Raw genomic sequence first — 26,845 nt, forward strand, 5'->3', positions numbered from 1 at the left:
CCCACTCGTTGGGCCGATCGTGACACCATAGGGACATGACCACGCCTGTCGAGGCCGAACAATCACTCGGTGCCGAACTGGGTGCCGAGGACAGACCGTGGCAGACCATCGTCTGGAACGACCCGGTGAACCTGATGTCGTACGTCACGTACGTCTTGCAGAAGATCTTCGGGTACAGCCGCGACCACGCCACGAAGCTCATGCTCGACGTGCACCACAAGGGTAAGGCCACGGTGTCGTCCGGCACCAAGGAGAAGGTCGAGGGTGACGTCGCGAAGCTGCACGCCGCCGGCCTGTGGGCAACGATGGAGCAGCCGTGAAGACCTGGCGTCGCAAGGGCGCCAAGTTGCTCGCCGGCTTCGAGCAGCAGGAGGCGGCCGTCCTGCGCGGGCTGGTGAGTCAGCTCGAGGACATGCTGCGTGCTCGCTCAGACGAGGCGCCGCAGGATGAGCTCACCGAGCTGACCGGGATCAAGACCGGCCCTTCCGAGTCGCCGAACGATCCGGTGCTGTCCCGGCTGCTCCCGGACTTTCACCGGCTCGACCCGGACAACCCCACCAAGGAGGATCTCGACTCGGCCGCCGCGCTGCGCTCCCTGCACGAGCCGGAGGTGTTGGAGGCGAAGGTCGGGGTCGCCACGGTCGTGCTGAACACCCTGTCACCCGATGGTGGGGACGTCCGGTTGACCTTCGAGCAGGCCGACGCGTGGCTGTCCGCGCTGAACGACGTCCGGCTCGCGCTGGGCACCGCGCTGGACGTCACCGAGGACATGCCGGACGACCTGCCGGACGACGACCCGCGCTCGGCCCATCTCGGGGTGTACCACTGGTTGACCTGGGTGCAGGAAAGCCTCGTCCAGGCGATGACGGATTGAGCGTCAGGGTGCTGAACGCCATCACCGACGTGCCAGGGGTGCTGGTCGGCCACCACCATCGGCTCGGGGACGGCTGGGCCACCGGCACCACCGTGGTGCTCGTACCGGAGGGGGCCACCGGCGCGGTGGACCAGCGCGGCGGCGCGCCCGGCACCAGGGAGACCAACCTGCTGGAACCGGAGAACCTGGTGCGGCGGGTCAACGCGGTCTGCCTCTCCGGCGGCAGCGCCTACGGGCTGGCCGCGGCGGAGGGGGTCATGCGGTGGCACGCCGAGCGGCATCGCGGCCTTCCGGTCGGGACCGAACCGCACGAGGTGGTGCCGATCGTGCCCGCGGCGGTGCTGTTCGACCTGCCCCGCGGCACCTGGGGCAACCGGCCGGACGCCGAGTTCGGCTATGCCGCCTGCACGGCCGCCGTGGAAGGACCGGTCGCGCAGGGCACGGTCGGCGCGGGGGCCGGCGCGCAGGTCGGCTCGCTCAAGGGCGGGGTGGGCACGGCGGCAGAGCGGGTGGGCGAGTGCACCGTCGGCGCGCTGGCGGTGGTGAACGCGGCGGGGGAGGCCGTCCGGTTCACCGACGGCCGGCCGTTCGCCGCGGACCACGAGGTCGACGGCGAGTTCGGGGTGCGCTGGCCGGACCGGCCCGCCGAGCGGCCGGACACCACGGGCACGGTGTTGAACACCACCATCGGCGTGGTCGCGGTGGACGCGGACCTTTCCAAGGCGGAGTGCCGCAGGCTCGCCCTCGCCGCCCAGGACGGGCTGGCCCGCGCGGTGCGGCCCGCACATTCGATGTTCGACGGCGACACCACGTTCGCGCTGGCCACCGGGGCCAGGGAGCTGCCGGAGGGCAGGGGGCCGTTCGGTGAGGCGGCCAGGGCTGCGGCGCTCGACGCCCTCGGCGCGGCAGCGGCCAGGACGTTCGCTCGTGCCATGGTGCACGGGCTGCTCACGGCCCGGGCGGTGCCCGCGCTGCCCGCCTACCGCGACCTGTGGGCGGAGGCGTTCCCGGATGGGGGCTGACACGTGTCCGTTCTCACGGTATGGACACCCCCTGTCCAGCACGTAAGATGGCCGGCGTGCTTCGGATCCGCCGTGACCTCGTCGACGAGATCGTCGCGCATGCCCGCCGGGATCACCCGGACGAGGCATGCGGGGTGATCGCCGGCCCGGATGGCAGCGACCGGCCGGAACGCTTCATCCCGATGCTGAACGCGGCGCGCTCGCCCACATTCTACGAGTTCGACTCCGGCGACCTGCTCAAGCTCTACCGCGAGATGGATGCGAACGACGAGGTGCCGGTGGTGATCTACCACTCGCACACCGCCACCGAGGCCTACCCGTCGCGGACCGACGTGTCCTACGCCTCCGAGCCGTTCGCGCACTATGTCCTGGTCTCGACCAGGGACCCCGAGGAGCACGAGTTCCGCTCGTACCGCATCGTCGAAGGGGTCGTCACCGAGGAGCCGGTCGAGGTCGTCGAGTCCTACATGTTCGCGCATACGGGCAGCGACGACACCCCCGACGCCTGAGCTCGCGCGCGGAGCAGTGGAATATCCGCGCGTCCCCGAACGTCTGCCGAAGAAGAACCCGCAAGCGGAGGTAACCCATGGCCGTGACCGTGTCCATCCCGACGATCCTGCGTACGCACACCGGGGGTGAGAAGTCTGTCGAGGCGTCCGGCGGCACCGTGCTCGAGGTGATCAACGACATCGAGGCCCGGCACAGTGGCCTGAAGGATCGCCTGGTCAGGGACGAGAAGCTGCACCGGTTCGTGAACGTCTACGTGAACGACGAGGACGTCCGGTTCGCCGGCGGTCTCGCGGCCGAGGTGAAGGACGGCGACACGCTGACCATCCTTCCCGCGGTCGCCGGCGGCGCACGCTGACGCATGGCTCGCTACGAGTCGCTGCTCGACGCGCTCGGAGGCACGCCGCTGATCGGCCTGCCCCGGCTGTCGCCGACCGACCAGGTCCGGCTGTGGGCCAAGCTGGAGGACCGTAACCCGACCGGTTCGATCAAGGACCGGCCCGCGCTGGCCATGATCGAGGCCGCCGAGCGGGAGGGCAGGCTGTACCGGGGCGCCACGATCCTGGAGCCGACCTCGGGCAACACCGGCATCTCGCTGGCCATGGCCGCCAAGCTCAAGGGTTACGGCCTGGTGTGCGTGATGCCGGAGAACACCTCGGCCGAGCGTAGACAACTGCTACAGGCCTACGGGGCGCGGATCGTGTTCTCCCCGGCCGCGGGCGGGTCCAACGAGGCCGTGCGCAGGGCCAAGGAGCTGGCCGAGGCCAACCCGGACTGGGTGCTGCTCTACCAGTACGGCAACCCGGCCAACAGCGAGGCGCACTACTCCGGGACCGGGCCCGAACTGCTCAAGGACCTGCCGACCGTGACCCACTTCGTCGGCGGTCTCGGCACCACGGGCACCCTGGTCGGGGTCGGCAGGTACCTGCACGAGAACAAGCCGGGGGTGCAGATCGTCGCGGCCGAGCCACGCTACGGCGAGCTGGTGTACGGCCTGCGCAACCTGGACGAGGGCTTCGTGCCCGAGCTGTACGACCCGGACGTGCTGACCGGCCGCTACTCGGTCGGCGCCTACGACGCGCTGCGGCGTACCCGCGAGCTGCTGGAACACGAGGGCATCTTCGCCGGGATCTCCACGGGCGCGGTGCTGCACGCCGCGTTGGCCGTCGCCGAGAAGGCGGCGGCACGGGGTGAGCAGGCCGATGTGGCGTTCGTCGTCGCCGATGCCGGGTGGAAGTACCTTTCCACCGGCGCCTACAGCGGCTCGCTGGACGAGGCCGCCGAGCGGCTGGACGGCCAACTCTGGGCCTGATGTAGTGGCCCGATGAAGACCATCGGTCTGCTCGGCGGGATGAGCTGGGAGTCCTCCGCGGAGTACTACCGGCTGTTGAACGAGTTCGTACGGGATACGCTCGGCGGCTTGCATTCCGCCCGTTGCGTGCTCTACTCGGTGGACTTCGCGGAGATCGAGCGGATGCAGGCCGAGGCGAGCTGGGACGAGGCAGGGAAGGTGCTGCTCGCGGCGGGCACCGCGTTGCGGCGAGCCGGGGCCGAGGTGCTGGTGCTGTGCACGAACACCATGCACAAGGTGGCCGACGTGCTCGCCGAGGGGCTGGACATCCCGTTGCTGCACCTGGCCGACGCCTGTGCGGACGCGATCATCCGGTCCGGGATCGAGCGGGTCGGGCTGCTCGGTACCGGGTTCACCATGGCGCAGCCGTTCTACCGTGACCGGCTCGCCGCGCACGGCCTCGAGGTGCTGGTCCCCGCGGAGGAGGACCGCGAGCGGGTGCACCGGATCATCTACGACGAACTGGTGCGCGGGGTGGTCACCGAGGAATCCCGGCAGGCCTACCGCGAGGTCATGGGCAGGCTGGCGGAGCGGGGCGCGCGGGGCATGATCTACGGCTGCACCGAGATCGAGCTGCTGGTCGGGCCGCGGGACAGCCCGGTGCCCACCTTCCCGACCACCCGGCTGCACGTGGCGGCCGCGGCGGGCTACGCCGTGGGCACGGCCCCGCTGCCACCGTCCCCGGACACAAGAACGATCTCAGGGATTTCTCCCGAGGCGGGGTCCTCGTCCCGCTCGTAGTCTGGTGGTGTGAGTAACCCGCCAGCCCAGCCAGCACCCTCCGGCAAACCGGCGGAGGAGGCCACCAAGCGCATCATGCCCGCCAACCCCAGGGCGGCGGCCATCGTGGCGGTGGCCTTCGCCGCGCTGCTCTACCTGGTCGAGCTGGCGGACGTGATCATCCCGGCCGAGCTCGATCACGGCGGTATCGTGGCCCGTACGCTGTCCGGGCTGGACGGCATCGTGTGGGCGCCGCTGCTGCACGCGGGGTGGGGACACCTGCTCAGCAATACGGTCCCGGTACTCGTGTTCGGCTTCCTGGCGATGGCCAGCGGCTTCGCGCAGTGGGCCATGGTGACGGCCACCATCTGGATCGTCGGTGGGCTCGGCGTGTGGCTACTGGGGCCCTCGGACGCCTTCACGGTCGGCGCCTCCGGCCTCGCCTTCGGCTGGCTGGCGTTCCTGCTGGTGCGGGGGATCTTCAACCGCAGTGCCGGGCAGCTCATCGTGGCCGCGGTGCTGCTGCTTCTCTGGGGCGGCATGCTCTGGGGTCTGCTGCCGGGCAACCCGGGAATCTCCTGGCAGGGTCACCTGTTCGGGGCGCTTGCCGGCGTCCTCGCCGCCTGGCTGGTGGCCAGGGCGGACCGGGCACGGGGGCGCAAGCAGGCCGGGGGCCCGCCCTCGCCGGGTAACCTCGGGGCGTGACCCCAAGCCCGGACGCTCCCATCGGCGTGTTCGACTCCGGCGTGGGCGGCCTGACGGTGGCCCGCGCCATCCTCGACCAGCTTCCCGCCGAGCGGCTGCGCTACGTCGGCGACACCGCGCACAACCCCTACGGCCCGCTGCCCATCGCCCGCGCCCGCGAGCTGGCGCTGACCGCACTGGACGGGCTGGTCGCGGACGGGGTGAAGGCGCTGGTGATCGCCTGCAACACGGCCTCGGCGGCTTGCCTGCGGGACGCGCGGGAGCGCTACGACGTGCCGGTGGTCGAGGTGGTGCTGCCCGCCGTGCGCAGGGCGGTCGCGGTGACGCACTCCGGGCGGATCGGGGTGATCGGCACCGAGGGCACGGTGCGGTCCCGTGCCTACGACGACGCCTTCGCCGCGGCGAAGGGCGTGCGGGTGAGCACGGTGGCGTGTCCCCGGTTCGTGGACTTCGTGGAGCGCGGGATCGCCTCCGGGCGGCAGGTGCTCGGCCTGGCGCAGGGCTACCTCGAACCGCTGCTGCGGGCCGAGGTGGACACCCTCGTGCTCGGCTGCACGCACTACCCGTTGCTCACCGGTGTGCTGCAGATCGTCATGGGGCAGAACGTGACGTTGGTCTCCAGTGCGGAGGAGACCGCGAAGGATGTCGTGCGGGTGCTCACCGAGCGGGATCTGCTGTCCGACCGGGAGGTTCAGCCCCGGCACGAGTTCGTGGCGACCGGTTCCGCCGAGCCGTTCACCCGCCTCGCCCACCGGTTCATGGGCTTCGCGCCGGGTGTGCTGGCTCCCGTAGCCGGGTGACGACTTGTTCCGGCACATAGGGTGTCGGGCGTGCGACTGACCATCCTCGGCTGTGCGGGCAGCCTTCCAGGCCCGCATGCGGCGGCTTCGGGTTATCTGCTTGAGGCTGAAGGCTTCCTGCTCGGTCTCGAGCTCGGCAACGGCACGTTGGCCGAACTGCAGGCCCTGCGTGATCCGTTCGACCTGGACGCGCTGCTCTTCTCGCATCTGCACCCGGATCACTGTGCCGATTTCAGTGCGTTGACCGTACTGCGCCGCTACCACCCGGCTCCGCCCTACGAGCGGCGCCCACGCCGGTTGCCGGTGTACGGGCCCGCGGAGACGCCCGCGCGGCTGGCCAATGCCTACGCGCCGCACGAGTCGGAGCGGCGGGAGACCGATCTGTCCGACGTGTACGAATTCCACACACTGTCCACCAGGGGCACGGCGATCGGGCCGTTCGAGGTGACCTGCTTCCCGATGGACCACCCCACCGAGGCCTTCGGCGTGCGGGTCAGCCACGGCGGCCGGACGCTGGCCTACACCGGCGACACCGGGCCGTGCGCGGCGGCCGGGGAGCTGGCCATGGGCGTGGACCTGCTGCTGGCCGAGGCGTCCTGGACGGACTCGCCCACCCGCCCACCGGGAGTGCACCTCTCCGGCAGGCAGGCGGGCGAGCTGGCCCGCCGGGCCGGGGCCCAGCGGTTGTTGCTGACGCACATCGCCCCGTGGACCGACCGGGCCGAGGTACTCGCCGAAGCCGAGGCGGAGTTCCCCGGCACCCGGCTGGCCGAGCAGGGCGCCGTCTACGACCTCTAGGAGCGGTCGGCGACGTAGTCGTCCCACAGCTCGTCGAAGTACGCCTTGAACAGCAGCAGCATGCTGGAGGTGCCGCCGGGCAGGTCGAACTCGGCGAGGTCGTAGGCCAGCTCGGCACCCTTGCGGCTGGGCGTGGAGTTGGTGACGTCGGTGAACCAGTCCAGGAAGGTGAGCTGCTCCTGCTCACCGGGCTCGACCGGCGGCGAGAGGATGTCCAGCAGCAGCGGTCGGTTGCGCAGGGTCCACCGGTAGAACTCGGAGAAGGCGAAGAACCGCTCTTCCACCTCGGTCGCGGTCAACCCGTGCACGTCCTCGGCCAGGGCCACGCCGTGCTCGGTGGAGGCCTGCTCGGCCTCGCTCCAGGCGCGGTCGTGCGCGGAGCGGTTGCGCAGCTCGCCATCGGCCAGCCGGGTCAGGTAGTTCGCCCACAACTGCGATCCGGGGTTGCCGAAGGTGTCCTCGCTGCGGCCGAGCGCGATCGCGATCCCGCGCTCGATGCCCTCGACGATCCCGGCGTCCACATAGGATACCCAGGTGCCCGGCGCGCCCATGTCGTTGTCGCGGAAGAAGTCGATGATGCCCTCGATGTTGCCCCAGCGCGGGGCGTAGCCGGGAATGATCTCCTCGGCGGGCCCGCTGGACATGAGCTGGACGAGCTCCAGCCGCTGCGACATCGACATCAGGTTGATCTCCTCGGCCGTGCAGTCGAGCTCGGCCGCGCAGTCGGCGGGGCCACGCTGCTCGGCCGCCGAGGTGAAGGCCGGCGCACCGGCCAGGCACAGAGCGGTGATCAACGCCGTGGTGACGGCGGACCGCATGCGAGTCATCTGACCTCCTTCGAAAGTGATCATCGGGACTCTACTGGCCGTGGCCGTACCGGACGGGTTTCTTCAGTGATTTCGATGTGGGTTTAGAGTGCACCCGTGGTGCGAAAAGACGGCAGGAACGACGACCAGCTCCGCGAGGTGCGGATCACCCGCGGATTCCAGCAGTGGCCCGCCGGCTCGGTGCTCATCGAGTTCGGCAACACCAGGGTGCTGTGCGCGGCCAGCGTGACCGAGGGGGTCCCGCGCTGGCGCAGCGGCTCCGGGCTGGGTTGGGTCACCGCCGAGTACGCGATGCTGCCCTCGTCCACCAACACCCGGAGTGACCGGGAGTCGGTGAAGGGTCGGATCGGCGGGCGTACGCACGAGATCAGCAGGCTGATCGGGCGCTCGCTGCGCGCCTGCATCGACCTGGCCGCGCTCGGGGAGAACACCATCGTGATCGACTGCGATGTGATCCAGGCCGACGGCGGCACCCGAACCGCGGCGATCACCGGGGCCTACGTGGCGCTGGCCGACGCGATCACCTGGCTCGGTGCTGCCGGCCGGCTCGCCGACCCGAAGCCGTTGTCGGCCGCGGTCTCCGCGGTCAGCGTCGGTGTGGTGGACGGCAGGGTCCGGCTCGACCTGCCCTACGAGGAGGACTCGCGGGCCGAGGTGGACACGAACGTGGTGGCCACCGACGTGGGCACCCTGATCGAGGTGCAGGGTACCGGCGAGGGAGCCACCTTCACTCGATCTACTTTGGACAAGATGCTGGACATAGCGCTCGCCGGATGCGCGGAGTTGGCCCGTAAGCAGGAGGAAGCACTCGCGCTGCCCTATCCCGGCGAGCTGCCCGAACCGCAACCCGCGGGGAAGAAGTCGAAGGGCACCAAATGAGCAAGCTGCTACTGGCCACCCGGAACGAGGGCAAACTGGCCGAGCTGCGCCGGATCCTCGCCGCCGGGGGTGTCGAAGGGCTCGAGGTGCTCGGGTTGGCCGACGTGGCGGAGTTCGAGGAGATCGCGGAGACCGGCGCGACCTTCGAGGAGAACGCACTGCTCAAGGCTCGCGCCGCCGCCGAGGCTACCGGGCTGCCCAGCGTGGCGGACGACTCCGGGCTGGTGGTGGACGCGCTGAACGGCATGCCGGGCGTGCTCTCCGCGCGCTGGTCCGGCCGGCACGGCGATGACGAGGCCAACCTCGAGTTGCTGCTCGCCCAACTCGCCGACGTGCCGCAGGAGCGCAGGGGAGCGGGCTTCGTCTGCGCCGCCGCGCTGGTGGTCCCTGGTGGCGGGGAGACCGTGGTGCACGGCGACTGGGGCGGCGAGATCGCCTGGGAACCCCGTGGCACCAACGGTTTCGGCTACGACCCGATCTTCCTCCCCGAGGGGGAGACCCGCACCTCGGCCGAGCTCGGCTCGGCGGAGAAGGATGCCGTCTCGCACCGCGGTCTCGCCCTGCGCGAGCTGCTGCCCTACCTGCACGAGCTCGCCTAGCCGTCGTGTTTGCCGCTCACGTCCGCGTGTTTGCTTCTCACGCGCGTGAGTTTGCTTCCCATGCGCGTGAGTTTGCCGCTCGCGCAGGCGAGTTCGCCGCGGCGGGGTGGCGGAGCATCCGGGCGCCGGTGCCGATCACGCCATCGTGTACAGCACGTGCGGCGCGAGCCTCGAGGAGCAGGCCGTGGGTCTCGAACGCCTCGCACCGGGGGTGTGCGGTTGACCTGCTGCTAGTGTCCGGGCCGTGCTCGTCCCCGCCACCATGCCCGGTGTCACCGATGGCCAGGTGGCGCGGATGCTGCGGCCGAGGTGGGCCAGGGCGCGGTCGTACCTGGTGGCGGGCCTCGTCGTCTGCCCGCTGATGTTCGTGCTGACCTGCCTGAGCATGATGTCGATCGCCGTGGCCGGCCGGGGTGTCTCGTGGTGGCTGGTGTTGCCGGTGGTCGGCGCGGCCCTGCCCGCCGCGATCGTGCTCGGCAGCCTGCGGTCGTTGCTCTACGAGCCGCCACGGTGGGGTCGCGCCGCGTTCCTCACCGGCGGGTGCCAGTTGCTGCTCGGTGGCATCCCCGGGGTGGGGATGGCCATGAACGCGGGCACGGCGCTCGCGACCACCGGCGCGAGCGCCGTGTTCCTGCTGCAACTCGCGCTGCTGGTTCTCGGTTTCGTGTTCGCGCATAGGGCGAACCGGGTGTTGCTGTCCCCGCCGTGTCCCGAGCTCGGGGCGACCCCGTTCACCGTGGCCTTCCGTGCCCGCATCGCCGACCTGGGCCTGATGTCCGGCTCGGCGGTCGTCGCGGAGGACCGGGTCGAGTGGTCGGCACGCAGGCACAAGGGCCGGGGCGGCCCCACGGCCCACGGCAGCCTCACGTTCGCGCGGTTGCGTGGCGCGCGGCCCACGGTGCTGCCGGACACCGGGCGGTGGATCCCGTGGCTACGGCTCTCCGACGGGTCGACCGTGCACGCCTCGCCGGGACCCGCCGTGCTGCTCGCCTCGGACACCGGCGAGTGGATGTTGCCCGTCACGGACGCGGAGCAGTTCGTGCAACTGCTGCACTGGCGCGTCAACCGACGTACCTGACCTTGCCGCCGGACCGAGTTCGTCGATGCCGTAAGCGAACGTCACGAGTTGGGGGTGACGGACGTCAGCCCGCGATGTCCAGGTCGCGCAGCAACTTGGCGACGTGCCCGGTGGCGCGGACGTTGTAGAGCGCCTTGGCGATGTTGCCCTCCGGGTCCACCACGAAGGTCGAACGGATGACCCCCTGCACCACCCGGCCGTAGTTCTTCTTCTCGCCGAACGCGCCCCACTCGGTGAGCACCGTCTTGTCCGGGTCGGACAGCAGCGGGAAGGTCAGCTGTTCGGTCTGGACGAACGTGGCCAGTTTCTCCGGTTTGTCCGGTGAGACGCCGAGCACCTGGTAACCGGCCCCTTCGAGTTCGGCCAGGTTGTCCCGGAAGTCGCAGGCCTGCTTGGTGCACCCGGGCGTGCCAGCGGCCGGGTAGAAGTACACGACGACGGAGCGGCCCCGGAAGTCGGCAAGGGACACCTCGTTGCCCTCGCTGTCCGGGAGGGTGAACCCGGGAGCCGGGTCACCGGGGGAGAGCCGACGCTGTTCGGTGGTCATGGGGTGCACCGTACCGGGCGGCACCGACATGGTTCCGGCGCGCCGACTCACCGCCGTACGGGAACGGCAAACGCGCGTATGCGGAGGGCCAACGCGTGCGTGGAGTTTCCCCCGGGGGCCGGACACGGGGTTTCATGCGGCGTGGTGGTGACTGTAGCTGGTTCGGGCTTGGTGTGGTGTGCGGTGGCCGATGGTGGAGTGCAGTCGGTGGTGGTTGTAGTAGTGCAGGTAGCTGAATATGTCGTGGCGTGCTTGGTTGCGGGTGCGCCAGAGGGGGACGTTGATCTCGGTTTTGAGGGTGGCGAAGAAGGATTCGGCGACCGCGTTGTCGTAGCAGGATCCGGTCCGTCCGAGGGAGGGCAGGATCCGGGCTTCGGCCAGGGCTTGGCGGAACTGGGTCGAGGTGTACTGCACCCCGCGGTCGGAGTGGAACACCGCGTGCGGGTCGATCAGGCCGCGTGCGGTGGCTACCGCGATCGCGTCGCAGACCAGATCGGCGCGGAGGTGATCGGCCATGGCGTGTCCGACGACTTCCCGGGTGTGTAGGTCGATCACCGTGGCCAGGTAGAGCCAGCCTTCGAACGTGGGCACGCAGGTGATATCCCCGACCATCCGCTGACCAGGACTGTCGGCGGTGAAATCGCGGCGGATCAGGTCCGCCACCGGCGCCACGGGCTGTGGGGCCGGTGTGGTCAGCGACCGGCGCTTGCGGCGGGTGGTCCCGGCGATGCCGTGTGCGCGCATGAGCCGCTCCACCCGCTTGTGATTCACCCGGTACCCGCGCCGGTGCAGCTCCGCGGTGATGCGGGGCACCCCGTAGGCACGGTGGTGCTCGGCATGGACCGCCGCGATCACCGCGACCAGTTCCCGCTCGGCCGCTGCCGCGTCCTCCCGGGCCCGGCCGCCAGCGACCCACTCGTGGAACCCTTGCCGGCGCAGGCCCAGCACCCGGCACAACCGCTTCACGCCGAACTCGGCGCGGTACTCAGAGATGAATCGGTAGCGGTAGATCATCGACCCATCTCTTTGATGCTTCTATGTCAAGCCGCCGCCTGCAGGGCTGCTGGAGCAGGCTGAGCACGGGCGCGTTCGTCGGTGAGCAGGGCGCGGAACACGACGTCGGACAGGCGCCGCCGGAGCAGCCGGAGGGCCTCCTTGCGGGTCTTGCCTCGGGCGGTGAGCTTGTCGTAGTAGTCCTTGCCGGGCCCGTTGCTGCGGGTTTGGGTGACGGCGATGGTGTGCAGGGCGTTGTTGAGGATCCGGTTGCCGCCGCGGTTGAGGCGGACCTTGGTGGTGTTGCCCGACCAGACGGGGATCGGTGCGGTGCCGGTGAACCGCGCGTAGGCATCCTTGGAACGGAACCGGGACGCGGTCGCGGTTTCGCCGATGAGGGCGGCCGCGCTGAGTACCCCGCAGCCGGGCACCTCCAGCAAGCTCGGTGCCAGGGCCTGGACCAGATCGCGGAGTTCGCGTTCCAGCTGGTTGACCTGGCGGGTCAGTTCCTGGCAGCGGTCGAGCAGGTCGCCGGCGATGCGGGCGACCGTGCCCTCGAAACTGTTCAGCCGGTGGGCGACGGCGTCCATCGTGCGGTAGCTGCGCAGCCCACGCGGCGGGATCGTGAGCTCGGGGTCGAGTTCGTGCAGATGCCAGCGCAGCCGGTTGATCACCTTGGTGCGTTCGGTAACCAGATCATGCCGGTAATCAGACAGTAGCTTGACTTGGCGAGCCGGCCCGTCCAGCATGGCGACCGGCAGATCGGGCTCGCGCAGCGCCGCGTGCGCGGCCGCGAGCGCGTCGATGGGGTCGGACTTGCCGGGCTGGCGGCCCGCCCGGCGGGCGGTGGCCATGAACCGGGTGTGCACACGAACCACCGGGAGCCCGGCCCGCAGCAAGTCCTGCTCCAGCCGGCGGGTCATATGCCGACAGTCCTCGACCGCGAACGACACCGCAGTCCACTGCCCGGCCCACTGCAACGCGGCCAAATGACCGTCGCTTGTCGCCTGGACCGTGCGTTCTGCCAACTTGCGGCCGATCTCGTCGACCGCGACCAGCGTGTGTGTCCGCTTGTGCGCGTCCACGCCGATCATCACCATGCACTTCTCCCTCGCTGCCGTCCTCGATGACGTCCACGACGGACAGCGGGGGCATGCCTTAGTTGAGTAATCGACGGGCTTCTATCAAGCCACTCCACCGCCCAGCGTGGTAGTCCAGCAGGGCCGCACATCAAGACAGGCCACCAGCATCACGCCGGAGCAGCAAAATAGCGAGCGAACCCTGCCGGACATGATCATCCTGGCACTAAGGCGAAATAGGCGGCTGCTTTGCGCAGGATGTCGTTGTCCTGTTCCAGCTCGGCCACCCGCTTGCGCAACGCCCGCACCTCCTCGGGCACGGCGAGGTCTTCCGGCTGCTCGACCTCGGCCTGCTTAGCCTTGTTCACCCAACTGCGCAGGGTCTCGGGATTGACCCCCAACTCCCGCGCCATCTGCCGTAACGGCCGGTCACTGGAACGGGTCAACCTCACCGCGTCCTCGATGAACTCGACCGGGTACCTCATCTTCTTAGCTACCACAGGGACATCCTTCCCCAGCACCACAGTGCCAGGACTCAGAGTGTCCGGCCGAAGGGGGAAACTCCATGCGCGTGGAGAGCAAACACGCGTGCATGAGCGGCAAACACAACTCAGACGGAGCCGGCGTAGACGGCGGCTTCGCTGCCGGTCCTCGGCCGCAGCCGCAGGCAGAACGAAGTCGGTTCGGGGGGAACGGCGAATGCCACGGTCATTCGGACATTCCGTTGGGGCGGCAGGTCCTTGTCGGCCTCGTTCAGGCCGTTGAAACCTTGTGTCGCGTCGACCACTTGCTTGGCCTGCTGCTCGTCCACGATCCCCTCGATGGCGAGCTGGGAGAGCTGGTAAGGCTGCTGGCCGTCGTTGTAGAGCGAGATATCGAACGACACGGCACGGTCGGACTGCGGGTAGGCCGCACTGCTCGGGCGGAAGGACTTCGGTTCGGACACAGCGACGGTGATCCCGGACACGAACTGGTAGTCCTTGCCGAAACTCACCGTGTGCTCGGTCGACATCCGTTTGTCGTACTCGGACGATTCACTGGTCTCGCTGGAGGGAGACGCGTCATCGCTCGCGGCCGGCGTGGTACACGCCGTCGCAACCACCAGCAGGCAAGCGGCCAGGGCGGGCCTCAGCGTTCGCACGGGCGCCACTCCTTACTCCGTTTGCTGTAGGTGCTACATCCATTCGATGGCGGTAGCCATCGGGGCCTGCCCCACTCTGTCGGGACATCTGATCGGGTGCGAGCCGGAAAGGGGGGTTGAAGCGGAGCTGGTGTCGGCCCGTGTCTCATCCGTGATCGTCGTGGCACGACGGGTGACAGTCGTCACCACAGTGCCACACTCCGCGCCCCGGGACACACGCTCACCGATCACACCGCAAGCGCGAAGAACAGGATGAACATGCCGAGGCCGGCCAGCCAGGCGACGATCAGCCAGCCGAAGTCGCGCCAGGGGTCCACGGACTGCTTGTCCTCGCCGGGTACGTACACCCCCCGGAGCTCGAACCAGTCCGCCCAGCGCACCAGCCAGCGCAAGGGGTTACGTGCGGGCATGTGTCACCTCCCTGGCGCCGCTTGTCAGCGCGGTTTCGCCAGGCCAGTGTCGTCCCATCGGCGGCAGGACGCTACCCGACCACCGGTGGAATCGTGCCGATTAGCACGCGTGGTACAACTTTGTCGGCAGGGTGGTATCGCACAGCACACACCCTGCCGCACCGAGAGCGAGGTGGATCGTGACCGGTCAGCAACCGAGGCCGCAACGGCGTAGCCGCCGGGTGGCGATGTCCGCGGAGGAGATCGACGCGTACCTTGCCGCCGAGCGCACCTGCCGGGTGGCCACGGTGAACGAGCGCGGGCCGCATGTCACCGCGTTGTGGTTCGCCTGGCACGAGCGGGCGCTGTGGCTGTACTCGATTACCGACAGCCAGCGCTGGGTGGACCTGCGCCGCGATCCGCGGATCGCGATACTGGTCGACTCCGGCCACGACTACTTCGAGTTGCGCGGGGCGGAGATCACCGGTGTGGCCGAGCAGGTGGGCGAGGCGCCGCGCACCGGCGAGCACTGCCCGGAGCTGGTGGAGCCGGAAAAGTTGTTCGCGCACAAGTACTTCGGCGTCGAGGAGTTGCCGTACGACGGGCGGCACGGCTGGCTCCGGGTCACCCCGGAGAAGATCAACAGCTGGGACTTTCGGAAGATGCTCGCCGGTCAGTGACCATCCTGCCCAGGATCCGGGCGTACATCCGGCTGGGGCTGGGCATCGCGGACGGGTTCAGGAACCCGGGCAGCGGTGGCAGCGCGCGCCAGCGGCTGCAGGCGCTCGTACAGCACACCGGCGTCGGCCGGCCGGTCGACCGGATCCTTCTGCAGCAGTTGGTGCAGCAACTCGGCCAGTTCCACCGGCACCTCCGGTACCGGTGGCGGTCGCTCGTGCACCTGCCGTTCGAACACCGCGTACGCGGTCGGCCCGGTGAACAGCTGCTGCCCGGTGAGCATCTCGTGCAGTACGCAGCCGAGCGCGTACAGGTCGCTGCGCGGCCCGGCCACCCCGCGGCGGATCTGCTCCGGCGCCATGTAGGCGGGAGTGCCGAGGATCTGGCCGGCCCTGGTGAACTGCGCCACGTCGGACTCGCGCAGGATGGCCAACCCGAAGTCCAGCACCTTGACGCTGCCGTCCGGGCAGAGCATCAGGTTGGTCGGCTTCAGATCGCGATGGCAGATGGCGAGTTCGTGCGCCGCGGCCAGCACGGCGCCGGCCTGCGCGGCGATCGCCGCGGCCCAGGGCACCGGGACGGGGCCGTGCTCGCCGACCAGGTCGGCGATGGTGACCCCTTCGATGAACTGCATCACCTGGAACAGCCGCGCGTCGAACATGCCGAAGTCGTAGAGGACCGGTGCCCCGGGATGCTCCAGCCGGGCCAGAATCCGCGCCTCCCGGACGAAACGCTGCTCCAGTTCCCCGTCCGGTCCGCCGGGCAGGTGCAGGAACTTCACCGCGACCCTGCGGTCGAGATGCGTGTCGTAACCCGCGTGTACCGCGCCCATGCCGCCCTTGCCCAGCGGCAGCTCGTCCAGCCGGTACCGGTCCGCGATCAGCATCGGACCGCCCGTCAGTCCCGCGGCGCCAGCTGGCCACCAGCCAGCCCGCCGAATCCCAGCCGGACGAGGCTGCCGGCCAGCGTGCTCGCCTGCCGTGCCGCGTCCTCCATCCGGGTCAACTGCCGAAACGCCGAACCGTAGCGGCGCTGCTGGTCGAGCGGAAGCCGGGGGAGCCGGGCGCGTCGCGGGTCGACCCGGCCGGACCCGCGTGGCGCCCACTGCGCGGCCGAGCGCAGGATCCCCGCCAGGAACTCGGGGTCGAGCAGGTCCGCCTCGACCCGGTAGCGCGCCAGATGAGGGCCGAGCACCGCGACGGTCCCGGCCACCCGCGCCGCACCCGACGTGGAGGCGACCACGTCGCCCGGTTCGACCGTGACCTGGCCGGGTTCCGCGGCCGCGCGGGCGGAGGGTGGGCAGCCGACCTGCAGGTCCTCCGCGGTCAGCATCGGCAGGTCGCCCTCCCCGGTGATGGTGCGTGCCGGTGCGTGCTGGACGGTCAGCATGCCCTCCCTCGCCAGCTCGCCGACCGTCGTGAACGGCGCGTCCCCGGAACCGTTCCGCCTGGTCAGGTCGGGTACCTCCAAGGCGAGCGCGGACAGCTGTGCCGCCACCTCGGTGAACTCGTCCAGTACCGCGTTGGCGTCGTGACGGAGCTGGTGCCGTGCCGGGCTCAGGTCCACCTCGTCGTCCAGCAACTCGAGGATCGGCACCGCCCGGTCGGCCTCCGGGTCGTGCAACTGCCGCAGGCAGGCGGTGCTCGCCTCGGCGAGGTCCTCGGCCACCAGCAGCAGCACCCGGGAGGGCGGTCGTTCGCCGGGTTCGGGCCTGCGCAACAGCCACAGGTCCGGTCCGGAGTCCGGCAGGGTCACCACGGCCCGCAACGCGCCCGCGCGCAGCAGGTTCCCGCGGATGCGTTTACCGGGCCTGCGGCCGGCCGCGGCGCCCGGCATCAGGATCGCCACCAGCCCGCCGGGGCGGACGTGGGCGAGGCAGTGCTGGACCCAGGCCAACTCGGGTTCGCCACGCGGCGGAAGGCCGTACTCCCACCGCAGGTCGCCCGCCAGTTCCGGGTGCCCCCACGCGCGTTCGTTGAACGGAGGGTCGCAGACCACGGCGTCCGCACGCGTGCCGGGAAAGGCATCCTGCCGCAGGGAGTCCCCGGCGAGCACGGTGGCGTCGACGCCGCGCAGCAGCAACCGCACGGCCGCGATCCGGGCGAGATCGGGGTCGCTGTCCTGGCCGAGTGCCTGCCGTACCCCACCGGTCAGCAGCAGCGTGCCCGCGCCGCAGGCCGGATCGAACACCGCACCACCTGGCGGGCGGACCAAGCGGGTCAGCAGGTTCGTCACCTCGACCGGGGTGACCGACAGCCGCCGGGAGTGCTCATCGAGGTAGCGGCGGCAGAGGAACTCGAAGGCCTCGACGGCGCCCCGTTCAGCGGCCAGCGCGGTGAGCAGATCCCCCAGCTCCGTGCCGATCGGTTCGGTCGGCTGGTCCTCCGGGAGGGACCTGCCACCCTGCCTGCTCAGTAGCAGTGCCCCCGCGCTGCCGACCAGCCGGCCGAGCCGCAGGTCGTCGGTGCTGGCGCGGAGCCGCTGCCACACCCGGTCAGCCAGCGAGACCTCGAAGGACTTGCCGTTACGGCGCAGCCAATCCTCCACCTCGCGCAGGGAGAACCGCGGGCTGGACGCCGTGCCGCCGATCGGCCGCGGAAAGTCCTCGTGCCTGCGGCGCCAGTTGCTCACCGCCGCCTTGCCGACGTGCACGAGCCGCGCGATATCACCCGCGTTCACGGTGGTGTCGTGACTCATGGCCATGACCATAGTTCACAGGAAGCATACGGTCCACAGGGGATGCGCTTGTGAACTGAATCAACCAGTGATGTACTGGTGACCATGACGTACGATACGGGGTTGGCGTTGCGCTACGCGGTCCGGTCCGATGCGGGGGTGCGGCGCAAGGCGAACGAGGACGCCGCCTTCGCTGGTGAGCGGGTGTTCGCGGTCGCCGATGGCATCGGAGGACACGTGTACGGTGAGATCGCCAGCTCCACCGCGACCGCCGCCATGGCCGACCTGGACAGCGGGCTCACCAGGGCCCTCGCCGCCGGCCGGGCCACGGGTGGGCTGCGCGACCTCGATTCGCTCGCCGTGCTCGGCACCGGGGTGACCGACGCCGCGGGCCGCCTCGTCGAACTCGTCGCGCGGGATTCGCGGTTGCAGGGGATGGGCACCACGCTCACCGCGATGCTCTGGGACGGTGCCCGGTTCGCCGTGGCCCACGTCGGTGACTCCCGCTGCTACCTGCTGCGGGAGGGGGCGCTGCGCAGGTTGAGCACGGATCACACCCTGGTGCAGGCGTTGCTGGACGGCGGCAAGATGTCGGCCGAGCAGGCCGCCGCGCATCCGCGCCGGTCGGTGTTGATGCGGGCGCTGCAGGGCGAGAACTCCGCTGTTTCCGCCGAACCCGATCTCTTCCTGCAGGAGGCGCTGGCAGGCGACCGGTATCTGCTGTGCTCGGACGGGCTGACCGATGTGGTCTCGGAGGAGTCCGTGGCGGACACCCTGCGGGCCCGGCCCGAGCCGGAAGCCGCCGCCGGCGCGCTGATCGAGCTGGCCAATGCCGGTGGCGGTCCGGACAACATCACCTGCGTGCTCGTCGATGTCGTTGGTACTCGGGATTGATCAGGTGCCAGCCGTTTCCGTGCGGGCAGCGCTGCTTGCGTAACCGCCCCTCGGCCTTGGCGACGAACCGGTCGGCATCGACCTCCGAGGGGATGACGGCGCGCTGCTGGCAGCCGGTGCAGCGGTCCGCGCCGGTGTACCGGAAGTCGTTGGATCCTCGCCTGTTCCTCGGCACGTACCTCCTCAAGGTCACCCGCGGTCGGTTACCCGGCCGAGTATGCCGCCTCCGGCGCTCGGCGCAACGGGGCGGCCCGGCCTGCGCTACCCCGGACCCGCCTCGGGGTCGGCGAAGAAGGCGGCGATGTCCCTGGCCAGCAACCATGGTTCCTCGGCCGCGGCGAAGTGCCCGCCGGAGGGCATGACCGTCCACCGGCGAAGGTCGTAGAGCCGCTCGGCCCAGGATCGCGGGGGAGCCCCGCCGTGCGCGAACTCGTTGCCGAACAGGCCGACAGCCGTCGGCACCCGCACCCGGTCGGTCACGGCGAGGGCGGTGTGGCCGTCACGGTTGTCGTAGAAGTCGCGTATCGACTCGGTGATGGTGGCGGTCGCCCAGAACAGGGTGACCGTGGTGAGCAGGAAGTCCCGGGAGAACCGGGACTCGAGGTCGCCGCCCGAGTCCGACCAGGACCGCCACTTCTCCAGCAGCCACGCGGCGAGGCCGGCGGGGGAGTCGTTGAGGGCGTAGCCGAGGGTCTGCGGCGCGGTCGACTGGACCACGTGGTAACCGCCCTCCCGCTCGGCGAACTCCCGTTCCCGCTCGACGAAGTACCGTTCGGCCTCGGTCAGCGGTGGCGTGCCCGCCCCGAGGTAGGGATCGAGTTCGATGTTGTTCAGGTGCAGGCCGATCAGCGATTCCGGCTCGTCCAGGCCGAGAAAGGTGCCGACACCGGAACCGAAGTCCCCACCCTGCGCGCCGTAGCGGCGGTAACCGAGGCCGCGCATCAACCGGTGCCACAGTGCGGCGGTGTCGCGCATTGTCACCGCCCGTGGTGGCCGGCTGGAGAATCCGTAGCCGGGCAGTGAAGGAATCACCACGTCGAAAGCCGGTCCGTCGATACCGTGCGCCGCGGGATCGGTGAGCAGTGGCACCAGCGGCAGCAGTTCGGCGAAGGTACTCGGCCAGCCGTGCGTGAGCACCAGTGGGATGCCGGTTCCGGACGCCGCCCGGTGGTGGACGAAGTGGACATCGACATCCTCGATCCGGGCACGGAAGTGGTGAAACCGGTTCAACGCGCGCTCCCGCGCACGCCAGTCGAAATCCTCCGCCCAGTAGGCGAGAACCTCGCGCAGACAGTCCACATCGGTGCCCTGCGACCACGCGGCCCCCGGGGCGGCCGCTGGCCAGCGGGTTCGCCGGATTCGGTCGCGCAGATCCACCAGTACCTCGTCCGGCACGGCGATGGTGAACGGTTCGATGTCAACGGTATACCGGTAGGTGTTCACCTCAGCAGGTTCGCACGGTTTCCGATACCCGCCCGGCAATCGACCGCGCGGCCGATTCCGGGCTACTCCGGGTGCCGGTGGCCGGCCCGCGTTCGGCGCACCGTGTTTCGATTCGTCCCGTTCGCTGGAGGACGTGCCGGAACTTCTGGTATATCTTCGAAGATCGCAGTGTACGAATGGGGCTCGGGCGAGTGTGGACGGTTACCTCCGGCCACTCATTCCGCCGAGGCACGCGAGATTTGTTCTGGATGTACGTCCGATTGGTCAGGGATCAACCGGCTTCCGGCCGAGGTCGGGCGATGCGACAAGAGGAGAGACACGATATGGCGGAGGCTCATCGCAGGACCTCACGGTTCCGGTTGCCCGTCGACAAACTCGCCCCGCACCTGATGGAGGCGTTCGAGCGACTGGACGAGGCGGCGGAGAAGGTCAGCCTGCCGCTGCCGCTGCTCGAGCTGGTCCGGCTGCGCGTGTCGCAGATCAACGGGTGCGCCTACTGCGTCGACTCGCACAACCAGGACGCGCGTGAAGCCGAGATCCCCGAGCGCACGATCGCCGCGCTGCCGGTGTGGCGCGAGTCGCCGTTCTTCTCCGACCAGGAGCGGGTCGCCCTCGACGTGGCCGAGGCGCTCACCACCATGAACCAGGCCCCGGTGACCGACGAGCTGTGGGCCCGGGCCGCCGAGCACTTCACCAAGACCGAGCTGGCCGAGCTCACCTGGAACGTCGCGATCATCAACGTGTGGAACCAGCTCGCGGGCGGTGCCCGCCCATGGCTCATTTCCTGAGAGCCTGTTCCGGAACTGGAGATAGCTGCTCATGGTGAGTGGAAGAAATCGCGCGGCCGAGCCGACCGTGTCGTGAGTTTAGGAACAGGCACTGAGTGCCGGCAGGCCGCGACCGGAGCAGGAGCGCGAATGCGGATCGGACTGATCGGCGCCGGCCGGATCGGCCAGGTGCATGCCAGGTCGCTGGCTGCCGACCCCCGGGTCGGCGAGCTGGCCGTCACCGACCTCAGCCCAGCGCACGCGTCCGCGGTGGCCGGGCAGGTGGGTGGCAGGGCCCTGCCCACCGTGGCGGAGCTGCTGGACTCGGCCCCGGACGCGGTGGTCGTAGCCGCACCGACCGACACCCATGCCGAGCTGATCATCCAGTGCTGTGCCCGCGACGTTCCGGTGTTCTGCGAGAAGCCCTGTGTCACCGACCAGGACGCGGCCCAGCGGTTGGTGGACCAGGTGGCCGCCTCCGGGGTACCCGTACAGGTCGGCTTCCAGCGGCGGTTCGACCCGGGATACCGCCGGGGTCACCAGGACGCGCGGTCCGGCGTGCTCGGCGAACTCCGCCGCGTGCACCTGGTCACCGCCGATCCGGCCCCGCCGCCGGCGGCCTACGTCACGGTCTCCGGTGGCATCCACCGCGACTGCCAGATTCACGATTTCGACGTGCTGCGCTGGGTCACCGGCCGCGAGGTGGTCGAGGTGTTCGCGACCGGGGCGAACCGCGGAGCGGACCACATCGGTGCCGCCGGGGACGTCGATGAGGCGGCCGCGCTGCTCACCCTGGACGACGGGTCGATCGTCACGATGCAGGCGTCCCGGTACAACGGCGCGGGTTACGACGTCCGGATGGAGCTGGCCGGAACCGAGGCGACGATCGCCGTCGGGCTGGACAGCCAGGTGCCGCTGCGCTCGGTGGAACCCGCCCCGCTGGGGCACCCGGAGCGCGTGTGGTCGAGTTTCCTTGACCGCTTCGCCGCCGCCTACCGCGCGGAGATGGCGGCGTTCCTGACCATGGTCGAGCGGTCCGACCCCAGTCCGTGCACAGTGGACGACGCGCGGCGGGCGCTGCTGATCGCCGAGGCGGTTGCCGCCTCCCGGCGGGCCCGGCGGCCGGTTCCGGTCGGCGAGCCGAGTTCCTCGCCGGTCGGGCTGGGATCCTCGTGACCGGGTCACCGGCGAGCGCCGGTCTCGCCCTGTCCGAGGACGCCGTGTTCGCCGACTTCGCCGCCCGCGTCGACCTTTCCGGGGCCGTGGTCGCCGAGATCGGCGGCTCGGTCGCGGTGGAGACCACCGAGCGGCACGGCGTCGCCTGCTGGTACGCGGTGGACCCGAACCGCGCTGCCTACACCGCGGAGTCCGGCCGGTACCGGGTGCTGCGGGCGCGCGCCGAGGAACTGTCGCTGCCCGACGCGAGTGTGGACGCGGTGTTCTCCAGCAATGCCTTCCAGTTCCTCGACGTGGCGTCGACCCTCGCGCAGGCTCACCGGGTGCTGCGCCCCGGCGGCCTGCTGTACGCGCATTTCGGTCCCATCTGGAGCGCGATCGACGGGCACCAGCTCGAGTACGTCCGGTACGCGGGCAGGGATCTCGTGTTCTGGCGGGACACCTACCTCCCGCCCTGGGCGCATCTCGCCTACGAGCGGGCGGAGCTCGCCGAGCTGCTCGCCGGCGCGCTGCCCGCCGATCTCGCCGAGCTGCTGCTGTGGCACGTCCACGACAGCGACACGGTGAACCGGCTGTTCTTCGAGGACTACGTCTCGGCCGCACTCGGCAGTGGCCTCCGGTGGGTCGAGGTGACCGCCTCGGCCCAGCTGGACTACGTGATCTCCGCGCCGTTCGACCCTTCGGCGTTGCGTGCGGTCACCGAGGAGGAGCTCACCGCGCGGTGGACCCGCAGGCGCGGCAGGCCGACGCAGATCGGGATCCGGGACGTGCTGATGGTGTTGCGCCGGCCGGACTGACCACAGGGAGCCGCATGACGGGCACCGAACCCAGCTCGAGTGACCTCTCCGGTGCCGACCTCGAGCGGTACCTGCACGACGCCGTGCAGGCCGCCCGGCGGGCGGGCCGGGTGGTGCGTGCGGCGTTCCACGACGGCAGGGTGGCCGCGCGGGCCAAGGCACCCGGTGACTACGTGACCGAGGTCGACCTGCAGGCCGAGCGGGTGATCCGCGACTGCCTGCGCGCCGGAACCGGCGCCGAGGCCAGGTTCGTCGGTGAGGAGTGCGGTGGCGCCGTGCAGGGGTTGTGCTGGGTGGTGGACCCGCTGGACGGCACGACCAACTTCATCCGCGGTTTCCCCTCGGTCGGGGTGTCCGTCGCGCTGGTCGCCGACGGTGAGCCGGTGGTCGGCGTGGTGCACGCGCCGCTGTGGCGGGAGACCTTCACCGCGGTGCGCGGCGGCGGGGCGTTCCGCAACGGCCAACCGATCCGGGTGAGCGGGAGGCCGGCCACGGGGGCGGTGTGTTCCACCGGGTTCCCGTTCAAGACGCCCGCCATGCTGCCCGCGTACTTCGACGTGCTGAGCGCCGTGGTGGGCACAGTGGAGGACATCCGCAGGCCCGCCGGGGCGAGCCTGGACCTGGCCTGGGTCGCCTGCGGGGTGTTCGACGGGTTCTTCGAGCTGGGCCTGGGCCCCTGGGACGTGGCCGCCGGCGCGCTGCTGGTGCGGGAGGCGGGCGGGATCGTCACCGACTGGCGTGGCGATCACGACGACTGGCTGGTCTCCGGCAACATCCTCGCGGCGGCACCGCTGGTGCACGCCGGGTTGATCAAGCACACCCGCCTCGCGCCCCGCGCACCCGTGCCCCGGCCCACCGCCGCTGCCGAACGGCCCTGAACGTCCGTCCGGGACGTTCAGGGCAGTTCCGGCCGGTGACCACGCTGGCGGGTCAGATGAACTCGTCCAGCAACCGGTAGTAGTCACGCTTCGCGTGGTCCAGGACGGGAAGGCCGTAGCGTTCGCGGAACAGCGCGGCGTGCGCCGGGCCGAAACCCCATTCCCGCCGCTCCTCCCCGATGTCCCGCAGGGCCACCGACAGGTCCAGCCAACGGTCCGCCCTGCCGAGCCTGCCGGTGTCCAGGATCCCCGTCACGGAAAGGGTTTCCGGGTCGAGGAGGATGTTGTCCAGGCAGAGGTCGCCGTGGCAGACGACGATGTCGTCCTCGGGCGGGACCGGGGTGGCGTCCAGCTCGGCCAGCAACCGCTCGGCCGACCAGCCCCGGCGGTGGTCCTCGATGTCGTCCAGGTCAACCGTGCCCAGCCGCACCGCGGTGCGGCAGCGGGGCAGGGTGACCGCCAACGTCCGGTCGAACGGGCACTCCCGCGCCGGGAGCGCGTGCAGCGCGGCGGCGAGCTCCGCGACCGCGCCGACCACCCGCGCCCGTTCGGCCGGAATCCACGGCCCGGCCGCGGGCACCCCGGCGACCGCGGTGGTGACCAGCCATGACCGCTCCGCGGTGCCACCGACCTCGACCACCTCCGGGACCGGGAAGCCCATCCGGGCCAGCCAGCGCAGCCGGGCGGCCTCGTTCTCCGGGTGGAACCGCAGATCGGCGGCGTCCACGATCGGCGAGGTCTTCACGTAGTAGGTGCCGGCACCGCGCACCCGGTGGATCGAGGTTCCGTAGGAACGGGTGGCGATGTGCTCCCACTCCCCGCCGAGCACGTCGGCACAGGCCAGCGGAACCGTAGCCGGCCCGTTCATGCCGCGGTGTGCGCCGCGATCTTCCGGACGGTCTCCTCGATCCGGGCGCGCACCCGCTCGTTGTCGGTCAGCGCACCGCCGAACGCCTCGGCGGCGAACTCGGCCATCCGGTCCGCGCCCAGCTCACCGGGATCGAGGCTGGTGGTCGCCGCGACCTTGCGAGCTCCCTTCTCGAACGCGGTGAGTGCGTGGTCCACATCGGACTCGGTGTACGAGGCCATGATCATCTGCGTGCCGCTGTCCTCGAAGTAGGCGCCGTAGTCGTATGCGGCGCGGTAGATGTCCCAGGACAGCGCCTCGGAGGGGACCACGACGTCGAACATCATCGGTGGTCCACCGACGAACGCCGGAATCCCGACCTCGGCGAGGATGTCCCGCATCCCGTCCATCAGGGTCTGGCCGAGGCGGGTGCAGTGCTCGTGCACGCTGCCGTCCTCGAGCTCGTCGAGCACGGCCAGCGCGGCGGCCATCGGCGGAACCTCCCGGGTGTAGGTGCCCGCGATACCCGCGGCGTCGTAGGCGTCCAGCACCTCGCGCCTGCCCATGATCGCCGCGATCGAGTGCCCGTTGGCCAGGCCCTTGCTCATGGTGAGCAGGTCGGCAGGCACCTCCCCGGTCCCGTTCAGCCCCCTGGGTCCGTAGCGGAAGGAGGTGATCACCTCGTCGATGATGAACAGTACGCCGTGCCTGGCGCACAGGGCGGAGAGGCGGCGGTAGTAGTCCGCGTCGAACCAGGCGGGCTCCGGGGTGACCACCACCCCGGCGACCCGGCCGGCGAACTCGGTCAGCATCCGCTCCAGCGCGGCTTCGCTGTAGCCGAAGCAGGCGACCCGGTTGCCCGCGTCGTAGTCGAGGTTCAGGAAACCGAGGTGCCAGTCGTGCCACCCGTGATACCCCGAGGTGAGGATCAGGTCCCGGCCGGTGGCGGCGCGGGCCAGCCGGATGGCGGTCGTGGTCGCCTCCGAGCCGGTCTTGGTGAACACCACCTTCTCCGCGGCGGGATACCGCTCGCACAGCCGCTCGGCCAGCTCGATCCGTGGCAGGGACAGGGTGCTGGCGAACACCGTGCCGTACCGGCTGATGTACTCCGTGATCGCGCGGACCACGCCGGGGTGCCGGTTGCCCAGCAACAGCGCGCCGCTGGCGGCGGTCACGTCCAGCAGGCGCTTGCCCTCCACGTCGCGCATCCACGGTCCCTCCGCCTCGGCGAACACCGAGGGGAACCGGGTGCCGATGTCGTACCCCTCGGCGGCGGTGACCCGGCGCGCCCGCTCGATCAGTTCCTCGTTGCCCTGGCTGCCGATGCTCATGCGGTTCCCTCTCCCCGACTCGAATCCTGATCCACGAAGAAGATGTTGCGCAGCGGGGCCCGCTCCGCCGGGATGTCCAGCACCGACCGGTACTCCGACAGCGGCAGCGCCTCGCTGAGCAGCGGACCCAGCCGCACCGAGCCGTCGGCGACCGCGCGCAGCGCCCGGTCGATCATGCCGACCCCGGACAGCGAGCCGACCACGGTCAGCTCACGCAGCATGACCGCACTCGGTTCGAACGGCGTCCTGTCCTCGCCCGAGTAGCCGACCAGCACGTAGGTTCCGCCCTGCTGGGTCGCGACCAGCCCGTCCGGGAACACCGCGGCGACCCCGGTCGCGTCGAACACGACATCCTGCGGATCCTCGTGCCATGCCTGAAGATCCGGCCGGACCCCGAGCCCGAGGTCGGCGGCGATCGTCCGCCGGTGCGCGCTCGGGTCGGCCACGGTGACCGACTTCGCTCCGCCCGCGACGGCGAGCTGCGCGACGAGGAGGCCGACCGCGCCCGCGCCGAGCACGCCGACCGTGCGCCCGGTCAGCTCGCCCGCTCGTTCCACCGCGTGGATCGCCACGCACAGCGGCTCCACCAGGCAGCCCTCCGCCCCGGACAGTCCCTCCGGTAGCGGGCGCAGGTTTTCCGCGGGCAGGCAGAACGCCTCGGCGAACGCGCCCGGCAGGCTGAACCCCACCTCGTCGAGCGCGAGGCACAGGTTCTGCGCGCCGCGCTCGCACCACTGGCAACCGCCGCACGGCAGGAAGTTGTGTCCCACCACCGGCTGGCCGACCAGCTCGGGCCGGCCCGGTGCCGCCCGCACCACGCCGGCCCACTCGTGCCCGGGAACAACCGGATACTCGGCGTCGTGCAGCGTGCCGCGCAGCAGCCGCAGATCCGTGCCGCAGAGCGCGACGTGGGTGACCGCGACCAGCGCCTGGTCCGGTCCAGGGCGGGGGCACGGAACTCGTTCCAGGCCGTGCTCGGCGGGGCCCGTGACGACCAGGGCGCGCATCGTGCTCGCGCCCGTGGCCGGGTCTTCGGTATACATCGTCAC

At 70.5% G+C, this 26,845-nt stretch carries 32 protein-coding genes and 1 pseudogene; 19 read left to right on the top strand and 14 right to left on the bottom strand.

What is annotated here, in order from left to right:
- Positions 1 to 35: 35 nt before the first annotated feature.
- The 10 genes from clpS (at position 36) to FB471_RS27470 (ending at position 6,777) form a co-directional block, all read left to right on the top strand.
- Positions 36 to 320, top strand: a complete 285-nt coding sequence (gene clpS / locus FB471_RS27425; protein ID WP_142001197.1) for an ATP-dependent Clp protease adapter ClpS — start codon at positions 36 to 38, stop codon at positions 318 to 320.
- Positions 317 to 874, top strand: coding sequence for a DUF2017 domain-containing protein (locus FB471_RS27430; protein ID WP_142001198.1), 558 nt, complete (start codon positions 317 to 319; stop codon positions 872 to 874). The genes clpS and FB471_RS27430 overlap by 4 nt, the downstream gene beginning before the upstream one ends.
- A gap of 8 nt (positions 875 to 882) precedes the next feature.
- Positions 883 to 1,896 (top strand): P1 family peptidase, encoded by a 1,014-nt coding sequence (locus FB471_RS27435; protein WP_170221034.1) that lies wholly within the window; start codon positions 883 to 885, stop codon positions 1,894 to 1,896.
- 47 nt (positions 1,897 to 1,943) lie between these two features.
- A complete protein-coding gene (locus tag FB471_RS27440; RefSeq protein ID WP_142001199.1) occupies positions 1,944 to 2,405 on the top strand; it encodes a M67 family metallopeptidase in 462 nt (153 codons plus the stop codon).
- A gap of 77 nt (positions 2,406 to 2,482) precedes the next feature.
- Positions 2,483 to 2,761, top strand: coding sequence for a MoaD/ThiS family protein (locus FB471_RS27445; protein ID WP_142001200.1), 279 nt, complete (start codon positions 2,483 to 2,485; stop codon positions 2,759 to 2,761).
- Positions 2,762 to 2,764: 3 nt separating this feature from the next.
- Positions 2,765 to 3,715: a PLP-dependent cysteine synthase family protein gene (locus FB471_RS27450; protein WP_142001201.1), complete on the top strand. Its 951-nt coding sequence runs from the start codon at positions 2,765 to 2,767 to the stop codon at positions 3,713 to 3,715.
- Positions 3,716 to 3,727: 12 nt separating this feature from the next.
- Entirely contained in the window at positions 3,728 to 4,495 is a 768-nt protein-coding gene (locus tag FB471_RS27455; RefSeq protein WP_142001202.1) for an aspartate/glutamate racemase family protein, read from the top strand.
- Positions 4,496 to 4,567: 72 nt separating this feature from the next.
- Positions 4,568 to 5,179: a rhomboid family intramembrane serine protease gene (locus FB471_RS27460; protein WP_246076759.1), complete on the top strand. Its 612-nt coding sequence runs from the start codon at positions 4,568 to 4,570 to the stop codon at positions 5,177 to 5,179.
- Complete coding sequence (murI, locus tag FB471_RS27465) at positions 5,176 to 5,979, top strand: glutamate racemase (RefSeq protein WP_142001203.1); 804 nt, start codon at positions 5,176 to 5,178, stop codon at positions 5,977 to 5,979. Before FB471_RS27460 ends, murI begins: the two co-directional genes overlap by 4 nt.
- 30 nt (positions 5,980 to 6,009) lie before the next feature.
- Complete coding sequence (locus FB471_RS27470) at positions 6,010 to 6,777, top strand: MBL fold metallo-hydrolase (protein WP_142001204.1); 768 nt, start codon at positions 6,010 to 6,012, stop codon at positions 6,775 to 6,777.
- On the opposite strand, the gene FB471_RS27475 is transcribed toward FB471_RS27470, so the two are convergent.
- A complete protein-coding gene (locus FB471_RS27475; protein WP_246076621.1) occupies positions 6,774 to 7,604 on the bottom strand; it encodes a hypothetical protein in 831 nt (276 codons plus the stop codon). The genes FB471_RS27470 and FB471_RS27475 overlap by 4 nt on opposite strands.
- Before the next feature lie 96 nt (positions 7,605 to 7,700).
- Here FB471_RS27475 and rph point away from each other — a divergent pair, with 96 nt between their 5' ends.
- The 3 genes from rph (at position 7,701) to FB471_RS27490 (ending at position 10,160) form a co-directional block, all read left to right on the top strand.
- A complete protein-coding gene (gene rph / locus FB471_RS27480) occupies positions 7,701 to 8,483 on the top strand; it encodes a ribonuclease PH (protein WP_142001205.1) in 783 nt (260 codons plus the stop codon).
- Complete coding sequence (gene rdgB, locus FB471_RS27485; protein ID WP_142001206.1) at positions 8,480 to 9,082, top strand: RdgB/HAM1 family non-canonical purine NTP pyrophosphatase; 603 nt, start codon at positions 8,480 to 8,482, stop codon at positions 9,080 to 9,082. The genes rph and rdgB overlap by 4 nt, the downstream gene beginning before the upstream one ends.
- 244 nt (positions 9,083 to 9,326) lie before the next feature.
- Entirely contained in the window at positions 9,327 to 10,160 is an 834-nt protein-coding gene (locus FB471_RS27490; protein WP_142001207.1) for a hypothetical protein, read from the top strand.
- Between the two features lie 64 nt (positions 10,161 to 10,224).
- On the opposite strand, the gene bcp is transcribed toward FB471_RS27490, so the two are convergent.
- The 6 genes from bcp to FB471_RS27520 all read right to left on the bottom strand — a co-directional run bounded on the left by bcp (position 10,225) and on the right by FB471_RS27520 (position 14,330).
- Positions 10,225 to 10,707 (bottom strand): thioredoxin-dependent thiol peroxidase, encoded by a 483-nt coding sequence (gene bcp, locus FB471_RS27495; protein WP_142001208.1) that lies wholly within the window; start codon positions 10,705 to 10,707, stop codon positions 10,225 to 10,227.
- Positions 10,708 to 10,839: 132 nt separating this feature from the next.
- Entirely contained in the window at positions 10,840 to 11,721 is an 882-nt protein-coding gene (locus tag FB471_RS27500) for an IS3 family transposase (protein WP_142001209.1), read from the bottom strand.
- Positions 11,722 to 11,747: 26 nt separating this feature from the next.
- On the bottom strand, positions 11,748 to 12,800 hold the full coding sequence (locus FB471_RS27505) for an IS110 family RNA-guided transposase (protein ID WP_142001210.1): 1,053 nt from the start codon (positions 12,798 to 12,800) through the stop codon (positions 11,748 to 11,750).
- Positions 12,801 to 12,994: 194 nt separating this feature from the next.
- Positions 12,995 to 13,279, bottom strand: coding sequence for a transposase (locus tag FB471_RS27510; RefSeq protein WP_142001211.1), 285 nt, complete (start codon positions 13,277 to 13,279; stop codon positions 12,995 to 12,997).
- 110 nt (positions 13,280 to 13,389) lie between these two features.
- Positions 13,390 to 13,929 carry a hypothetical protein gene (locus FB471_RS27515; protein WP_142001212.1) on the bottom strand — a complete coding sequence of 180 codons (540 nt, stop codon included), beginning with the start codon at positions 13,927 to 13,929 and terminating at the stop codon, positions 13,390 to 13,392.
- Between the two features lie 218 nt (positions 13,930 to 14,147).
- Positions 14,148 to 14,330 (bottom strand): hypothetical protein, encoded by a 183-nt coding sequence (locus FB471_RS27520; protein WP_142001213.1) that lies wholly within the window; start codon positions 14,328 to 14,330, stop codon positions 14,148 to 14,150.
- A gap of 179 nt (positions 14,331 to 14,509) precedes the next feature.
- On the opposite strand from FB471_RS27520, the gene FB471_RS27525 reads away from it, so the two are divergent.
- Positions 14,510 to 14,989, top strand: a complete 480-nt coding sequence (locus tag FB471_RS27525) for a pyridoxamine 5'-phosphate oxidase family protein (protein WP_246076622.1) — start codon at positions 14,510 to 14,512, stop codon at positions 14,987 to 14,989.
- On the opposite strand, the pseudogene FB471_RS27530 reads toward FB471_RS27525, so the two are convergent.
- Positions 14,949 to 15,873, bottom strand: a pseudogene (locus FB471_RS27530) (serine/threonine-protein kinase). The gene FB471_RS27525 and the pseudogene FB471_RS27530 overlap by 41 nt on opposite strands.
- An 11-nt stretch (positions 15,874 to 15,884) precedes the next feature.
- Positions 15,885 to 17,684, bottom strand: a complete 1,800-nt coding sequence (locus FB471_RS27535) for an N-6 DNA methylase (RefSeq protein ID WP_142001214.1) — start codon at positions 17,682 to 17,684, stop codon at positions 15,885 to 15,887.
- A gap of 84 nt (positions 17,685 to 17,768) precedes the next feature.
- On the opposite strand from FB471_RS27535, the gene FB471_RS27540 reads away from it, so the two are divergent.
- Positions 17,769 to 18,557: a PP2C family protein-serine/threonine phosphatase gene (locus FB471_RS27540; protein ID WP_142001215.1), complete on the top strand. Its 789-nt coding sequence runs from the start codon at positions 17,769 to 17,771 to the stop codon at positions 18,555 to 18,557.
- On the opposite strand, the gene FB471_RS27545 is transcribed toward FB471_RS27540, so the two are convergent.
- Positions 18,517 to 18,732 (bottom strand): hypothetical protein, encoded by a 216-nt coding sequence (locus FB471_RS27545; protein WP_142001216.1) that lies wholly within the window; start codon positions 18,730 to 18,732, stop codon positions 18,517 to 18,519. The genes FB471_RS27540 and FB471_RS27545 overlap by 41 nt on opposite strands.
- An 86-nt stretch (positions 18,733 to 18,818) precedes the next feature.
- Complete coding sequence (locus FB471_RS27550; RefSeq protein ID WP_142001217.1) at positions 18,819 to 20,000, bottom strand: epoxide hydrolase family protein; 1,182 nt, start codon at positions 19,998 to 20,000, stop codon at positions 18,819 to 18,821.
- A gap of 323 nt (positions 20,001 to 20,323) precedes the next feature.
- Here FB471_RS27550 and FB471_RS27555 point away from each other — a divergent pair, with 323 nt between their 5' ends.
- The 4 genes from FB471_RS27555 (at position 20,324) to FB471_RS27570 (ending at position 23,618) form a co-directional block, all read left to right on the top strand.
- On the top strand, positions 20,324 to 20,788 hold the full coding sequence (locus tag FB471_RS27555) for a carboxymuconolactone decarboxylase family protein (protein WP_142001218.1): 465 nt from the start codon (positions 20,324 to 20,326) through the stop codon (positions 20,786 to 20,788).
- A 129-nt stretch (positions 20,789 to 20,917) separates the two neighbouring features.
- Entirely contained in the window at positions 20,918 to 21,943 is a 1,026-nt protein-coding gene (locus FB471_RS27560) for a Gfo/Idh/MocA family oxidoreductase (RefSeq protein WP_142001219.1), read from the top strand.
- Complete coding sequence (locus FB471_RS27565; RefSeq protein WP_142001220.1) at positions 21,940 to 22,740, top strand: class I SAM-dependent methyltransferase; 801 nt, start codon at positions 21,940 to 21,942, stop codon at positions 22,738 to 22,740. Before FB471_RS27560 ends, FB471_RS27565 begins: the two co-directional genes overlap by 4 nt.
- A gap of 14 nt (positions 22,741 to 22,754) precedes the next feature.
- Positions 22,755 to 23,618 carry an inositol monophosphatase family protein gene (locus tag FB471_RS27570; protein ID WP_142002574.1) on the top strand — a complete coding sequence of 288 codons (864 nt, stop codon included), beginning with the start codon at positions 22,755 to 22,757 and terminating at the stop codon, positions 23,616 to 23,618.
- 52 nt (positions 23,619 to 23,670) lie between these two features.
- On the opposite strand, the gene FB471_RS27575 is transcribed toward FB471_RS27570, so the two are convergent.
- The 3 genes from FB471_RS27575 to FB471_RS27585 are packed head-to-tail and all read right to left on the bottom strand — an operon-like array spanning position 23,671 to position 26,839.
- Positions 23,671 to 24,486 carry an APH(3') family aminoglycoside O-phosphotransferase gene (locus FB471_RS27575; protein WP_142001221.1) on the bottom strand — a complete coding sequence of 272 codons (816 nt, stop codon included), beginning with the start codon at positions 24,484 to 24,486 and terminating at the stop codon, positions 23,671 to 23,673.
- A complete protein-coding gene (locus tag FB471_RS27580; protein WP_142001222.1) occupies positions 24,483 to 25,796 on the bottom strand; it encodes an aminotransferase class III-fold pyridoxal phosphate-dependent enzyme in 1,314 nt (437 codons plus the stop codon). The genes FB471_RS27575 and FB471_RS27580 overlap by 4 nt, the downstream gene beginning before the upstream one ends.
- Positions 25,793 to 26,839, bottom strand: coding sequence for a zinc-dependent alcohol dehydrogenase (locus tag FB471_RS27585; protein ID WP_246076760.1), 1,047 nt, complete (start codon positions 26,837 to 26,839; stop codon positions 25,793 to 25,795). The genes FB471_RS27580 and FB471_RS27585 overlap by 4 nt, the downstream gene beginning before the upstream one ends.
- Positions 26,840 to 26,845: the final 6 nt, after the last annotated feature.

It is taken from the genome of Amycolatopsis cihanbeyliensis, assembly GCF_006715045.1.
GTDB lineage: Bacteria > Actinomycetota > Actinomycetes > Mycobacteriales > Pseudonocardiaceae > Amycolatopsis > Amycolatopsis cihanbeyliensis.